The organism is Candidatus Competibacteraceae bacterium, assembly GCA_016699715.1.
GTDB lineage: Bacteria > Pseudomonadota > Gammaproteobacteria > Competibacterales > Competibacteraceae > Competibacter.
In genome coordinates, this window is record CP065007.1 from 1728003 (window position 1) to 1742707 (window position 14705).

Annotated in this window: 15 protein-coding genes; 4 read left to right on the top strand and 11 right to left on the bottom strand. The window is 62.6% G+C overall.

From position 1 onward, the window contains the following. Nucleotides 1-34 precede the first annotated feature (34 nt). Both IPM89_07710 and IPM89_07715 read right to left on the bottom strand, forming a co-directional pair. Nucleotides 35-898, bottom strand: a complete 864-nt coding sequence (locus tag IPM89_07710) for an ABC transporter permease (protein QQS55654.1) — start codon at nt 896-898, stop codon at nt 35-37. A gap of 207 nt (nt 899-1105) precedes the next feature. Continuing rightward, nucleotides 1106-2098 carry a glycosyltransferase family 2 protein gene (locus IPM89_07715; protein ID QQS55655.1) on the bottom strand — a complete coding sequence of 331 codons (993 nt, stop codon included), beginning with the start codon at nt 2096-2098 and terminating at the stop codon, nt 1106-1108. Nucleotides 2099-2469: 371 nt separating this feature from the next. On the opposite strand from IPM89_07715, the gene IPM89_07720 reads away from it, so the two are divergent. Beyond that, nucleotides 2470-2661 (top strand): hypothetical protein, encoded by a 192-nt coding sequence (locus IPM89_07720; GenBank protein ID QQS55656.1) that lies wholly within the window; start codon nt 2470-2472, stop codon nt 2659-2661. 250 nt (nt 2662-2911) lie between these two features. Here the strand turns inward: IPM89_07720 and IPM89_07725 are convergent, their stop codons facing one another. The 4 genes from IPM89_07725 to argE all read right to left on the bottom strand — a co-directional run bounded on the left by IPM89_07725 (nt 2912) and on the right by argE (nt 6114). Next, on the bottom strand, nt 2912-3352 hold the full coding sequence (locus IPM89_07725) for a DUF29 domain-containing protein (GenBank protein QQS55657.1): 441 nt from the start codon (nt 3350-3352) through the stop codon (nt 2912-2914). A 100-nt stretch (nt 3353-3452) separates the two neighbouring features. Beyond that, nucleotides 3453-4013 carry a Uma2 family endonuclease gene (locus IPM89_07730; protein QQS55658.1) on the bottom strand — a complete coding sequence of 187 codons (561 nt, stop codon included), beginning with the start codon at nt 4011-4013 and terminating at the stop codon, nt 3453-3455. A gap of 26 nt (nt 4014-4039) precedes the next feature. After that, nucleotides 4040-4957: an AEC family transporter gene (locus IPM89_07735; protein QQS55659.1), complete on the bottom strand. Its 918-nt coding sequence runs from the start codon at nt 4955-4957 to the stop codon at nt 4040-4042. Then, nucleotides 4954-6114 carry an acetylornithine deacetylase gene (gene argE, locus IPM89_07740; protein QQS55660.1) on the bottom strand — a complete coding sequence of 387 codons (1161 nt, stop codon included), beginning with the start codon at nt 6112-6114 and terminating at the stop codon, nt 4954-4956. The genes IPM89_07735 and argE overlap by 4 nt, the downstream gene beginning before the upstream one ends. Nucleotides 6115-6266: 152 nt before the next feature. Here argE and IPM89_07745 point away from each other — a divergent pair, with 152 nt between their 5' ends. Further along, on the top strand, nt 6267-7385 hold the full coding sequence (locus IPM89_07745; GenBank protein ID QQS55661.1) for a GNAT family N-acetyltransferase/peptidase C39 family protein: 1119 nt from the start codon (nt 6267-6269) through the stop codon (nt 7383-7385). Nucleotides 7386-7428: 43 nt separating this feature from the next. Further along, nucleotides 7429-8910, top strand: a complete 1482-nt coding sequence (locus tag IPM89_07750) for a RimK family protein (protein QQS55662.1) — start codon at nt 7429-7431, stop codon at nt 8908-8910. Nucleotides 8911-8969: 59 nt separating this feature from the next. Here IPM89_07750 and IPM89_07755 read toward each other — a convergent pair whose 3' ends face one another. Continuing rightward, nucleotides 8970-9299, bottom strand: a complete 330-nt coding sequence (locus tag IPM89_07755; protein ID QQS55663.1) for a high-potential iron-sulfur protein — start codon at nt 9297-9299, stop codon at nt 8970-8972. 151 nt (nt 9300-9450) lie between these two features. On the opposite strand from IPM89_07755, the gene IPM89_07760 reads away from it, so the two are divergent. After that, nucleotides 9451-11910, top strand: coding sequence for a penicillin acylase family protein (locus tag IPM89_07760; protein ID QQS55664.1), 2460 nt, complete (start codon nt 9451-9453; stop codon nt 11908-11910). 27 nt (nt 11911-11937) lie between these two features. Here IPM89_07760 and IPM89_07765 read toward each other — a convergent pair whose 3' ends face one another. From IPM89_07765 to IPM89_07780, 4 genes are read right to left on the bottom strand one after another with little or no spacing between them, the layout of a single operon-like run. Then, the gene (locus IPM89_07765) at nt 11938-12225 is read right to left on the bottom strand and encodes an RnfH family protein (protein QQS55665.1); all 288 of its coding nucleotides are present in this window, start codon (nt 12223-12225) and stop codon (nt 11938-11940) included. Nucleotides 12226-12270: 45 nt separating this feature from the next. Then, entirely contained in the window at nt 12271-12945 is a 675-nt protein-coding gene (locus IPM89_07770) for an electron transport complex subunit E (GenBank protein QQS55666.1), read from the bottom strand. Next, the gene (gene rsxG, locus IPM89_07775; protein QQS55667.1) at nt 12942-13592 is read right to left on the bottom strand and encodes an electron transport complex subunit RsxG; all 651 of its coding nucleotides are present in this window, start codon (nt 13590-13592) and stop codon (nt 12942-12944) included. Before rsxG ends, IPM89_07770 begins: the two co-directional genes overlap by 4 nt. Then, on the bottom strand, nt 13579-14700 hold the full coding sequence (locus IPM89_07780) for an RnfABCDGE type electron transport complex subunit D (GenBank protein QQS55668.1): 1122 nt from the start codon (nt 14698-14700) through the stop codon (nt 13579-13581). Before IPM89_07780 ends, rsxG begins: the two co-directional genes overlap by 14 nt. Nucleotides 14701-14705: the final 5 nt, after the last annotated feature.

Consider the following 14705-nt stretch of genomic DNA (forward strand, 5'->3'; position numbering starts at 1 on the left):
GGTTTTCAGTTTTCAGTCTCGGGGACCAGCGAACTCAGGCGCTCATCCGCTCAATCAGAATGGGCATGGCGGCGCGAAACACAATCCACATCACGAACAATAAGACCAAAGTCGCCAGGTTCACCCCCAGAAAAAACCCCAGATACTCCGGCATCATGCCCGTCAGCCAGTCGCGGGCAGTCAGAATCAACGGTGTCAGCGGATTGAGCTGAAAGACCGTCGCGGCCCAACCGCCGGACGGCATGGCAAACACCACCGGCGTCAAATACATCAAAAACTGCATGACCAACGGAAACGACTTGCCAATATCCGTATACAGCATCCCCACTGGAGTGAGAACCAAACCAAATGCCGTGCCCGCGAGAATCAACGCCAAAACCGCCAGCGGGAACAGCAACAAGCCCCAGCTCGGAAAAACCCCCAGCAACATAATGGCCGGCAACAACAGGGCAATTTTGATGCCGGCGTTGAACAGCGTCTGATAGATGCCCGAGACGATCAACGCCTCACGCGGAAAATTGATCTTGGCCAACATGGGCTTGGCGGCATTCGTCTGCTGCAAGGGGGCGTTGGCTGCCTCCATGAAGATCGCCCACAGCATGGTGCCGGTGAAAACGTACACCGAATAGGGCAGCACAGTCCCACCCATGCGGACGATGCCGCTGGTGCTCAGGAACAGCCAGACCGCCGTATTGGCCAGCGGCAGGATAAACGCCCAAACCAGGCCCAAGGCAGTCTGGCGGTACTGCGCGCTGATGTCGCGCACCGCCAACCGCCACGCCAGCTCGCGCCCGGCCCACAGGTCGTGGAACATCTCACCGATCAATCGACCCGGATCGCGCAGGGATGAATCCGGCGTATAGACGGTCACAGGGCCGGTGGTATCTGACTTATTCATGGTTTCCGGGTGGCTTCATATGGTGCATGACAAGCGTTTGCCTCTCCTCATACCCAATTTATTTTCACGATGAGTTTACACCTGACTTATAGAAATTAAAACTTCATCGTTTCCCGCCGTGTCACCACCAACTCCTGATAACCGAACACCACGCTCAGATGATGCGGCAGGGCATGGCCACCCTCATCTCGCCAGAGTTCGTTGCCTTTATCTCTTGTCTCCGCCCTCCTCCCGCGATGGGGAAGAGGGAAAACCCGCCGCTACCTCCTCACCCGTGGCGGTGTTTTTCGGGAATGAAGCAGCCAACCGACGGCGTTCGTCCCACCGGGTTCGGCGCTGATCATCCTCGACCCCCTTGTAGTGTAGGGCGGAGATCTGTTCCGAGACCAGCCCGATCAGAAACAGCGACAGGGAATAGATCAGCAACACGGCGCTCATGTTGGTAAAGCGATGCAGAGTGGCATAAGTGTAACCGTAGTAACTCACGGCGGTGAGGAAGAAGACCAAGCTCAGCGGGAGAAAAAACCGCATCGGCGAAAACAGGGCGCCGACCTTGAGGATGATCAGGAAAAACCGCGCGCCGTCCCGCAGCAGGCGGATGTGGCTTTTACCGCCGCGCTGGCCCGCGCGGATTGGGATGTAGGCGACCGGAAACCCCGAACGGAAAAAGGCCATGGTACTGGTGGTGGGGTAAGAAAAACCGTTGGGCAGCAGGTAGAGAAACTTGCGGAAATGCCGAGCGCGGACAGTGCGAAACCCGGAAGTGAGGTCCTCAATGCGATAACCGGTCATGACCGAGGCCAGCCGATTGTAGAAGTGATTGGCCAACCGCCGGCCCGGTGAGGCATGAGTATCCGCTTGCCGCGCCCCTACCACCATCTCGTAGCCTTCCTCCAACTTGGCCAACAATCGAGCGATGTCAGCGGGCGCGTGTTGGCCATCGGCGTCCATGAACACCAGCAGGTCGCCCCTGGCATTGCGCGCGCCGGTCTTGACCGCTGCGCCGTTTCCCAACGAGTACGGGTGACGGACCACCCGCGCACCATACTCTCGGCCCACCTCACCGGTCTGGTCGGTGGAACCGTCGTCGACCACGAGGATTTCCGCCGCTGGATACAACGCTTTCAGCTCGGCCAGTAACGACGGCAGGTTAGCTGCTTCGTTCTTGGCCGGCAGGATGATGCTCAAGCTCTCGTTCATGATCGACCTTATTCTACGTTTTGTAAGAGCATAATCGATCTACATGGCGCTGCCCATTCGACACGTCTGCCATGCTGGCATCATCGCCGGTCGGGGCGGACGGCTGGAAGATTACCTGTACCTGCCACTCAAGGGTAGGAACCAGGACATCGCCATGGATCTACCGGGATACAAATCACATCGGAACCCTGCAATGCCTGATCGAACCACTCGGGCAAACTCAGTCTGAGCTGCAAGCAACCTCGCCGAACAAGCCAGGCGACCTCCCAGCACGTAACCGCGCTGACCGCCAATTACTCGGCGGTTTCGATGCAATCGATGATTCCAGGCGATAAGGGGTTTGCCTGAGAATCAACCCAGCGAACCCAAACATGCGTATCCAGCAGCAGGATCACTTCAAGGCATCCCAGTCCTCTTCCGGCATTACGGGCGTCATCAGGTCGTCGTGCATGACCACCGAACCGGCCAGCTTCGCCATGGTTTCCGGCGTGGCCTATCCTCTGGCCGCCGCTTGTGGACTTCATTCATCGCGTCGTCCAACAGCAGCAAAACCCGAAGCTTGACGCCGTCGGGCACCTGGTCCGGCAGTCGAAGCATGCGCTGATCAGCGATAGCTTCAAATTCAATGGCTTGCATGGTCAAGCTCCTTTCAAGAGGACTGCAATAAAAACGGGAAAGCCAGGCTCGTTTAGTGCCCGCCGCTCACCTCGAACACCTCTTTCAAGCAATGGTCGCCAACGTCCGTCCGCCCCACACTTCCAGTTGCGCCAGCTCCGCTCCCGCCGCTGCATTGGCCAAAATCCACCACGGAAGCTAAGGCATCAGCTCCCACCCATCGCGCTCGCTCATGAGCTGCTCCAGTTCAAACGGACAAGTCTCTGGAAACAGCGTCTCCTCCAAGCCCGTTTCGGCAATCGCCATCAGTACCGCATCAATGTAAGCATCCGCCATGAGTATCGGTAATTCGAGGCGCAGGCTCGGATTATCGGCCAGCAGCCGAGCCACCTGTCGCTGTTGCTCCCGAATCGTCGCCCGCCAACTTCGACCACGCCGTTCCGGTTGATAACGCCATTTCAAGCAATGCATCAACAACACCGCCAACCGGCTCCCCAACGCCCGCCGCTCACTCCGTCCCATGCTTTCCAATTCCTCGGCGATGTTCATGCGATCAATTTCCGCCCATCGCCCCGCGCGCAGCAGGGCCGCATTTCGCGTTGCCCATGCGTACAAATCCCGTTCATAAAGGGTTTCCATAACACCACCTAAATCTCCAGCCAAGCGGATAAACCATCGCATCCATCATCCCATTAACCCATTAACCCGCAGGTCCTACCCCAAGCTTTTTTGATTTCGATCAACGCCATAATGCCGCCAAATGGACCCTGACCTCCGGCAACCGCTCCAGGGTCAATGTCTCATCGGGCTCCGCCGTCCGGCTCTCCCGATAATTCCCCAGCACCGGTTCCCGATAGCACGCCATCCGCCCTTTCGTCGCGTCCAGCAACCACACCTCCGGGATGCCATTCCGGGCGTACAGCGGGATCTTCAACTCGCGATCATAGGCCACCGCGGTATCCGCCACCTCGATCAGCAGCAGCACATCTCCCGCGGTCGGATGCGCGTCGCGATAACCCCGGTTCACCACCAGCGCCAAGTCCGGCGTTACTTCGCCATCGTCATCCAGTCGCACGGGATTTTGAACTCGCACCCGATAATCGCCACAATTTTGAACCGTCAGAATTTGCGCCAACCGATCCACATAATCCGCATGCAGGCTACTAATCGGCGCCATATCCATCAACTCCCCATCGATCAGTTCCACCCGGTCGGACCCGCTCAGAATTCCCGCCGCGCCCAGCCGCTGAAAATCAACCACCGTCAGCTTATGTCGTGGTAATTGCACCGTCGCGGTCATGACCCCTCCGCTCCACGTATTCCACGCTAGACCACCCAGACCAGAACCAGCGGCAGCGTCACCAGCGCCAGCCCCGTTTCCACCGTCACGATCGCCGCCATCAGCGGCGCGTCGCCGCCCAGTTGCCGCGCCAGGATATAGGCGGTGGACGATCCCGGCAGTGCGGCAAAGGTCAGCAACACCGCCGTTTCCAGCCGGCCCGGTTGCGCCAGCCAGCACAACGTCGCCGCCAGCGCCGGCAGCGCCAGCAGTTTCAGCACACCGGTCGCCACCAGCAGGCCCGGCCGGTTCAGCGCCGCCAGTCGCAAGCCCGCGCCCACCGCCAGCAGGCCCAACGGCAACGCCGCCCGCGCCAGAATATCCAGCACCGCCGCCGATCCCCACGGCAGGCCGATCCCGCTCAGATTCAAGCCGATCCCGACCAGACAGCCCAGGATCAGCGGATTGGTGATCAAGCCCCGCAACACGCTGGCCGCGCTGGCCGCCCGGCCGGCGTGCGCGCTCAGCACCAGCACGCACAGCACGTTGATCATCGGGATCATGAGCGCCATCACCAGTGCCGCCACCGTGCCGCCCTCGGCGTGAAACACCGCCAGCGCCACCGCCAACCCCACATAGGTATTAAAGCGGATCGCGCCCTGGTATACCGAGCTAAAGGCCGGTCCGTCCACTCCCAGCCACGGCCGCAACGCATACACCAGCGCCGTCATCCCCAACAACAAAGCCACCACCACCACCGCCACCGGCCCGACCGCGTACTCTTCCAGCCGCGCCTGCGCCAGGCGATTCACCAGCAGGGCCGGAAACAGCAGGAAATAAGTCAGTCGCTCGGCGGCCGGCCAGAACCCGTCGCCCGGAAACCCCAGCCGCCGCAGGCCCAGACCCAGCAGGATCAGCGCGAAGATCGGACCCAGCGCGCCAAGGATCAGGGGAAGACTGGTCATGCGGATGGCAGGCAAAACCGCCCGATCAGCCTCCGCAGCAGATCCAGCGTCGGCTGAATCGTCGCCAACGGCAGAAATTCGTTCGGTTGATGGGCGCATTCCACGTCGCCGGGACCGAGAATCACCGTCTCCATGCCCAGGGCGTTCAGATACGGCCCCTCGGTGCCGAAACTCACCACTCCAGCCGGCGTGCCGGTCAGTTCCTCGGTGGCTCGCACGATGGCCGCCGCCGCCGGCGTTTCCAGCGCCTCGATTCCCTCGAACAGTGGCAGGAACCCCAGATGCAATTCACTATCGGCCAGCAGGTGGGCCAACCGCCCGTGTAATTCGCCGCGCAGATCCGCCAAGGACATTCCCGGCAGCGGCCGAATATCGATATGCAGCTCGCAGTCGGCGCAGATCCGGTTGGGATTGTCGCCGCCGTGAATGTGCCCCAGATTGAGGGTCGGCACCTCGACCTCGAACAACGGATTGCGATGGTTCGCCTGCAATTCCGCCCGCCACCGCAGCAACTCACCGATCACCCGGTGCATCCCTTCCAGAGCGCTCACACCCAGCGCCGGATTACTGGAATGACCCGAGCGGCCTTCCAGCCGGATCGCTTCCATCAGGATGCCTTTGTGCATCCGCACCGGCTTCAGCCCGGTCGGTTCGCCGATCACCGCGTGCCGACCCAGCGGCTGGCCGGCCGCCGCCAGCGCCCGCGCGCCGTGCATGCTGCTTTCCTCGTCCGCCGTGGCCAGAATCACCAGCGGCTGGCGCAACGGACCTGCCGCGAATTCCCGCGCCGCTTCCAGCGCCAGCACCAGGAAGGACTTCATATCAGCCGTGCCCAGGCCGTAAATTCGCCCGTCCGCTATCTCTCCGCCAAATGGATCGTAGCGCCAGCGCCCGGCATCGAACGGCACCGTATCGGTGTGCCCGGCCAGCACCAACCCGCCCGGCCCCGCCCCCAGCGTGGCGATCAGATTGGCCTTGTCCGGCCGCTCCGGCAGCGGTTCGATCCGCACCGCGAAACCGGCATCTTCCAGCCAACCGGCCAGCAGGTCGATGACCGGCCGGTTGCTCTGATCGAACTGTGGCGACACGCTGCTCACCGAGGGGGTGGCGATCAGTTGGCGGATGTGGTCCAGTAATAAGGGTGGCAAGGTCGGCATGAGTTTTTCACTGGCGATAGAGGTGGATACTGCGAGATAATAACAATATTCACCGGTTGGTACCCCGCGCTTGTCCTGGCCGTAGTCGCCAAGCCGCTTCGCCCATCTCCGTTCGCCCGTCCCCTCTCCGGGTTTGGAACCTCTGAACCGCCATGCTGCGTGCCGCTGCCCGGAACGACATTCCGGCTCTGTTGACCATTGAAAACCGTTGCTTCAGCAGTGACCGCCTGTCCCGCCGCAGCTTCCGCCATCTGCTGAGCCGCGGCAACGCGGTTACCCTGGTTGAGGAAGACGCCGGCCGCATTCGTGGCTATGTGCTGCTGCTGTTCTCGCGCGGCACCTCGATGGCCCGCTTGTACTCCATCGCCGTCCACCCGGACTTCGCCCGCCGCAACATCGGCGACTGCCTGCTGGAAGCCGCCGAGACCGCCGCCCTGGAGCGCGATTGCGTGTCGATGCGGCTGGAGGTTCGCCGCGACAACGCCCCTTCGCTGAATCTGTTCCGTCGCCACGGCTACCGCCAGTTCAAGGAAGTGCTGGATTATTACGAAGACCACATGACCGCGCTGCGCTTCGAAAAGCGGCTGGTCCCGCAGCTCCAGCTCGATCTGGTCAAGGTACCCTACTACCAGCAGACCCTCGACTTTACCTGCGGCCCGGCGGCACTGATGATGGCCATGAAGGCGCTGGACCCGACGCTCGAACTGGATCGCAAACTGGAACTGCGGCTGTGGCGCGAAGCCACCACCATCTTCATGACCGCCGGCCACGGTGGTTGCGGTCCCTACGGACTGGCGTTGTCGTCCCACCGGCGCGGTTTCGATCTGGAGATCCACGTCAACGAAGACGGGGTGTTCCTGGTCGATTCGGTGCGCAGCCCGGAAAAAAAGGAAGTGATGCGGCTGGTGCAGGAAGACTGGATCGAGGAATTAAGCCAGTTGCCGGTCGTCTTGCGTTGCGGCAGCCTGGGCGTGGACGAACTGCGGCAGAAATTCGAAGCCGGCGGTATCCCGCTGGTGCTGATCAGCTCCTACCGCATCTATGGCGAGCGCTTTCCGCACTGGGTGGTCGTCACCGGTTTCGACGATCACTGCATCTACGTCCACGACCCATTCGTCGATGTCGAAAACGGCGAAACCGTCACCGACTCCGTCAACATGCCGATCTCGCACCGGGAGTTCCAGCGCATGGCCCGCTATGGCAAGGTCGCGCAAAAAGCCGTGCTGATCCTCTATCGATCCAACCGCCGCTCCGAATCGCCGACGCCTTAACCACCTTAACCGCACACTCGCTTTATCAGGACGCTTTGCACCGATGGCCGATCACATCATCCTGGTGGAAAATCCCACCGACTGGAAACCTCATTTTCCCAACCTGCCCGTCGTCGCCGCCAAGGACTATCTGGCCAAGCCCGAATATTCCACCGGCCGCAGCCTGCGGGTACTGAATCTGTGTCGCAGCTACCGCTATCTGAGCGTCGGCTACTACTGCTCGCTGCTGGCCGAGGCCCGGCGCCACCGGGTGATCCCCAGCGTGCGTACCCTCAACGACCTCAGCCGCAAGTCGATCTACAGCCTGGATGTCGAGGATCTGGACGATCACGTCCAGCAGGTGCTGGGCAAGCCCCGACCCGGCTTCACCGCCACGGCCTTCGAACTGGACATCTTCTTCGGCCAGTGCGCCGCCAAGGAATTGCAGGAACTGGCCCGGCAACTGTTCGACGCCTTCCGCTCACCGCTGCTGCGGGTGGAATTCCGGCTACAGGGCAAGTGGCGCATCGCCACCCTCAAGGCGCTGCACCTGCATTCGCTGTCGGCGGAGCAGTCGGAGATGTTTCTCGGGGCGCTGGCGGCCTATCTGAGCCGGCGCTGGCGGCAGCCGCGGGTCCGCAGCAGCAACTACCGCTACGACCTGGCGATGCTGCACAACCCCAAGGAGGCCCTGCCGCCCTCCAACCCCAAAGCCCTGCAACAATTTATCAAGATCGGCCGTGAGTGCGGGGTCAATGCCGAACTGATCGAGAAAAAGGACTTCGGGCGACTGGCCGAATTCGACGCGCTGTTCATCCGCGAAACCACCGGCATCGATCACTACACCTATACCTTCGCCAAAAAGGCGGAAAGCGAAGGCATGGTGGTGATCGACGACCCCGACTCCATCCTCAAATGCACCAACAAGGTCTATCTGGACGAGTTGCTGCGTACCCATCGGGTCCGCACCCCGAAAACCGTCATCGTCCGCCGCGACAATCTGGAGCGGGTGGACAGCGAGATCGACTACCCCATCGTACTGAAGATCCCCGACGGCTCGTTCTCGCGTGGGGTGTTCAAGGTCAATGATCGGACCGGACTGCTGGACATGGCCGGCAAATTGTTCAAGTCATCCGACCTGCTGCTGGCACAGGAATTTCTCTACACCGAGTTCGACTGGCGGGTCGGGATTCTCAACAAGACGCCGCTGTTCGTCTGCCAGTATTTCATGTCCAAGGAGCACTGGCAGATCTACAATCACGAGTCCGGCCAAAAGACCGATACCCACGCCGGCGACTTCAAAACCTTCCGGGTCGAAGATGCACCGGAGGTAGTGGTCAAGACGGCGCTCAAGGCCGCCAATCTGATCGGCAACGGCTTATACGGCGTGGATTTGAAACAGACCGCCAAGGGCGTGGTGGTGATCGAAGTCAACGACAACCCCAACATCGATCACGGCGTCGAAGACGCGGTGCTCAAGGAAAACCTCTATCGCGCCATCGTCGAAGACATCGTCTGGCGCTTGGATCGAAAGCGAGGGAAGTGATGGCGCGGGGGCAGAGGGCAGGGATAACGCAAGACCTGCCCCCTGAATTCTCGAACGGTTCAGGCCGCCTTCTTGGTCCAGGCGGTGCACCAGCCGTTGGCATGAACCAGTTTACCCTGGAAAATCGCGCAGGGGCCGCTTTCTTCGCCAGCCTTGCCGGTGTACAAGCCACAATTATGGCATAACGCCGTTGCGTCCTTGCGCTTGTCGGATTTGGTGGCGTCGGCCACGTAACCCAGCGACGCCGCCGTGGGATCGGTCTCGCTGACCATATCCGCCGCTCGGGCGGTTCCGCTCAACAGCGCGTTGGCGAACGGCGCGGCGGCCAAGCCGACGGCGGTCAGCTTGATGAAACGGCGGCGGCTGTTGTCGGGAACATGATTGGCCATGGTGGTTTCCTCGGAAGTTGTTATATGAACTGGTAAAACTCGCGCGAACACCACCTGCGCGAGTGGCCGAATGATAACATGGACTACCGTAAGACAGGTTGACATCCGACAATGACAACGGCCAATTTCCTCCTTTTTGGAGCGACATGGCATGCACACGACTGCGAGCAGGGCGCGGTTTCGCTTTCGCTGGCGCCACCGAGCGCTGTTGGTCGGTATCGGCCTGTTGGCGCTGCTGGCCATTGGCGCCATCTGGTTGTATAGCCGATTGCACGGCAGCCTGCCCCAACTGGATGGCGCGGCGATATTGGCCGGACTGAGCGCGCCGGCCACCGTCGAACGCGATGCGCTGGGCGTACCGGTCATTCGCGGCGCGAACCGACTCGATGTCGCCCGCGCCACCGGTTTCGTCCACGCCCAGGAACGATTTTTTCAGATGGATCTGCTGCGGCGCACGGCGGCCGGCGAGCTGGCGGCCTTGTTCGGCCCGACGGCGCTGGATTTGGATCGCGCCCACCGCCTGCATCGCTTCCGCCATCGTGCCCGTCAGGCACTGGCAACGCTGCCCCTCGAAGATCGCGCCCTGATCGATGCCTACGCCGCCGGTGTCAATGCCGGACTGGCTGCCCTCGCCGCCCCACCGTTCGAATACCTGTTGCCGCGGGCCACGCCCGAACCCTGGCGAGCCGAGGATACGGCGCTGGCGGTGTACGCAATGTATCTGAACCTGCAAGGCCAGCAATGGCCGCGTGAATCAACCCGCGGCCTGCTGCACGACCGACTGCCGCCCGCCTTGGCCGACTTCCTCGACCCGCTCGGCACCGAGTGGGACGCGCCATTGCAGGGGGAAGCACTCCCATCGCCGCCCCCGCCCGGTCCCGAGGTGTTCGATCTGCGCGGTCAGCCGGTCGTCGATATCGTTCCGGCGAACCCGCGAACGCACCCGTCGCCGGCTTTCGCGCTCTTTCCACTCGTGCCGACCGACGAATCCGAAACGGCCAGCGGCAGCAACAACTGGGCGGTCGCCGGGCAACTGACCGCGCACGGTGGCGCGCTGCTGGCCAACGACATGCATCTGGCGCTGCGCGTCCCCAACATCTGGTATCGGGCTACCCTGGCCTATCCCGAGGCCGGCGGCGAACGACGAATCACCGGCGTCATGTTGCCCGGAGCGCCCGCCATCGCGGCCGGCGGCAACGGCCATATCGCCTGGGGTTTCACCAACAGCGAAGGCGACTGGGCCGATCTGGTGATCCTGGAACCCGGCGTGGACGACGAGCACTATCTGACTCCCGACGGGCCGCGCGCCTTTACCCATGTCCGGGAAACACTGACCGTCAAGGACGGGCCGCCCGAAACGCTGGAGGTGCTGGAAACCGTCTGGGGGCCGGTGGTGGACCACGACCATCGGGGTCGGCGGCGGGCGCTGCGCTGGGTGGCGCACGAGCCGCGGGCGTTCAACCTGGGGCCACAGGGGCTGGAGCGGGTCGATACGCTGGAGGCGGCGCTGACGGTCGCCAACCAGGCCGGCATGCCGGCGCAGAACATCCTGCTGGCCAGCGGGGACGGACGAATCGCCTGGACCCTCACCGGCCCGATTCCGCGCCGCTTCGGCCACTCGGGCCGCATACCGTCTTCCTGGGCCGATGGCCGGCGCGGCTGGGACGGCTGGCTGGAAGCAGCCGAATATCCACGGATCGTCGATCCGCCCGATGGCCGGCTGTGGACCGCCAACGGTCGAGTGGTGGACGGGACGTGGCTGGACCGGCTGGGCGACGGCGGCTACACGCTCGGCGCCCGCGCCCGGCAGATTCGCGACGGCCTGCGGTCGGCGCAACGTTTCGACGAAGCGAGTTTCCTGGCGCTGCAACTCGATGATCGCGCGCTGTTTCTCCAGCACTGGCGCGACCTGCTGCTGGCGGTGCTGACCCCGGAGGCCGCCCACGCCGATCCACGGCGGCAGGACATGCGCCGGTGGGTCAGCGACTGGGGCGGCCGGGCGGCGGTGGATTCGGTCGGCTACCGGTTGGTCCGCGCTTTTCGTCTGAAGGTCCGGGAACGGGCGTTCGCGCCGTTGACCGTCGCCTGCCTGCAAGCGGATCTGCGTTTCGACTACACATCGATCAGGCAGCACGAAGGGCCGTTGTGGCAACTGCTCACCCAACAGCCACCGCATCTGCTCGATCCCCGCTATCCCGACTGGCCGGCGCTACTGCTGGACGCGGCGGACGCGACGCTGGCGGAACTGACCGCCGACGGCCGGCCGCTGCGCAAGAAAAGCTGGGGGGATCGAAACCTGATCCATATCCAGCACCCCTTCAGCCGGATTCTGCCGTGGCTGAGCACTTGGCTGGACATGCCGGTACGCGCCCTGCCCGGCGATCAATACATGCCTCGCGTACAGACCCCCAGCAATGGCTCGTCCGAACGGTTGGCGGTTGCGCCGGGACGAGAGACGGAAGGCATTCTACACATGCCCGGCGGCCAGAGCGGTCATCCCCTGTCGCCTTTCTACCGGGCCGGGTTCGACGCTTGGGCCGACGGCCAACCACTGCCGTTCCTGCCCGGACCGGCGCGGCATCGGCTGACGCTGCTGCCCGTGGCGCGCTGATTCACGCAAAAGAAAACCGGACCCCAATCAATCGTCGTCGTCATCGTCATCCAATGCGATTTTCCGTTGCGGCACGGTCTTGGGATCGACGGTGATCGCTCGGTAGATTTCGACCCGATCCCCCGCTTCCAACGGCGCGGTCGGCTTGGCGAGTTTGCCAAAAATCCCAATCTTGTTTTTCTTGAGATTCAGATGCGGATAACGGTCCAGGACCCCGGATAACTCAATGGCCTGTTGCACCGTGCTCCCTTCGGGCATCTCCAGGGACAGCCAGATCTGATGGCCCGACTCGGCGTAAGCGACACTGACTTGCATAGATCCTCCTTCACACGACTCTTCATTGAAATCGCAAACCGTAAATCACTGGACACTACAGTGAAACTCTTCTTTCACCTCGCTCTTTTCGGTGATCCGCTCGATCACCCGTTTGCCGGCCAGCAAGAATCCCAGCACCAGAAAACCGCCCGGCGGCAGCAACATCAGCAGAAAGCCGCGATAATCCTCAATCAGCGTGGTTTCCAGAAAGGTGAAGGCTGGCCCCAGCAACAGGGAGGCGTGGGCGAACAAGGTGGCGCTGCCCAGGATCTCGCGACAAGCGCCGATCAGCACCAACGCCAGGGTCAGACCCAGCCCCATCGCCAGGCCGTCGGCGGCGGCGGCGAGTACCGGCTGTTTGGAGGCAAAGGACTCGGCCCGCCCCAACACGCAACAGTTGACCACGATCAGCGGAATGAACAACCCCAGCACCTTGTATAACTCGTGCAGCCAGGCGTTGATCGCCATATCGGCCAATGTCACCAAGGATGCGATCAATAGCACGAACACCGGAATGCGCACCTCCGGGACGATCCAGTGCCGCAGGCTGGCGACGACCATGTTGGACGCCAGCAGCACGGCCGTGGTCGCCAACCCCATGCCGAGTCCATTAGTGGCGGTACTGGTCACCGCCATCAGCGGGCACAGCGCCAGCATCTGGGCGAACACCACGTTGTTGTTCCACAGACCGTCGGCAAAGATGCCGCGATAGTCGTTCATCGGTCATTGCCTCCGCTCGATTCATCCAGTAATACCGCTCGATGAGCGGCAAAAAATTCCAGTCCCCCCTTGATCGACTTGACCACCGCGCGCGGCGTGATGGTCGCGCCGGTGAACTGGTCAAATACTCCGCCGTCTTTTTTGACGCCCCAGCCGGCCGGCGATGGATCGTCCAGCGAGCGGCCGTTGAAGCTCAAAATCCAGTTGGATCGGCTCAGTTCGATCTTGTCGCCCAAGCCCGGCGTCTCGCCGTGACTGATCACCCGCACCCCCAGCAGCTTGCCGTCGCGATCCACCCCGATGATCATCACCATCTCCGTACTGCCGTAACCCGGCGCCGTGGTTCGGAAACTCACCGCTTGCACCTGGCCCTTGCGCCGCGCCCGGTAGACCCGCACCGATCGATCGCCCTCTTGCACGGTCACCGTGTCGCGCACCGGATCGTTGTCGTAGTACCCGGCGGGCACCACCTGTTGCAAAGTGGCCTGCAAATCCTCCAACTGGCGCCGGGCGATATCGGCATGGGTCCCCAAGTTGGCGATACCGATCGCCATGCTGACCAGCAGCGCCACACCGCCCAGCAATAGGATCGGATACCCCGAGCTTTGCCGAATCTCCGGTTTCAGCCAGTGACTAATCACGCGCATCTACTCCGGATTTCCGCGCCAGGGGCGGTTGTTTGGCGCGAGCCGGCACCGGTCGCGGCTTGCCGCTCCAGGTTCGACCATAGGCGCGCGGGCGGATGTAATGATCGATCACCGGCGTGGCGGCGTTCATCAGCACCACCGCGAACGCCACGCCCTCGGGGTAGCCGCCCCAGGTGCGAATGATGTACACCAACACACCGCAGCCGACGCCGAACACGATCTGTCCCAACGACGAGATTGGCGACGTCACCGGGTCGGTGGCAATGAAAAACGCGCCCAGCATCAGCCCACCCGACAACAGGTGCAGCACGGGATCGGCGAAGCGCTGGGGATCGAGCAGGTGGAAACCGCTGGCCAGCACCAGCACCGCGCCCAGCATCCCGACCGGGATGTGCCAGGTGATCACCCGCCGCCGCAGCAACCACAAGCCGCCCAGCAACACCAGCCATTCAGCGGTTTCGCCCAGACTGCCGCCGGTCCAACCCAGCGCGGCGGCGCTGGCCTGATAATGCCCCGCTAAAATCTGGGCCAGGGAATGATTCATGCCCAACTCGGTGCGGGCGTAACCCAGGATGGTGGCACCCGTTACCCCGTCGGTTGCGCTGAAATGGCCGAGCGTAATCAGCCAGCCTTCCAGCCATCCCGGCGAAGTCCCGGACCACCAGGGATGCGGTGTCAACCAAGTCGTCATCTCCACCGGAAACGACACCAGTAGCATGACCCGCGCCAGCATCGCCGGATTGAAAATGTTCTGACCGGTGCCGCCGAACACCTGCTTGCCGACCACGACGGCGAAGCCGGCGCCGATGGCGCCGATCCACCACGGCGCCCAGGGCGGCAGCGACAGGGCCAGCAACACCCCGGTCAGCAACGCCGAACCGTCCATCACTCCCGGTCGGATCGGTCGCCCCGCCAGCCACAGACAACCGGCTTCACAAACCAAGCCAACCAGGACGGTGATCGTCAGCAGATTGAACGCCGGCCAGCCGAACAGGAACAAGCCGTACAAGGTCGCCGGCAGGATCGCCAGCAACACCGCGCCCATCAACCGAGGCACGCTGTCCTGGTCGTGGGCATGAGGAGCACCGGCGAACGAATTTGAATTCATACCTC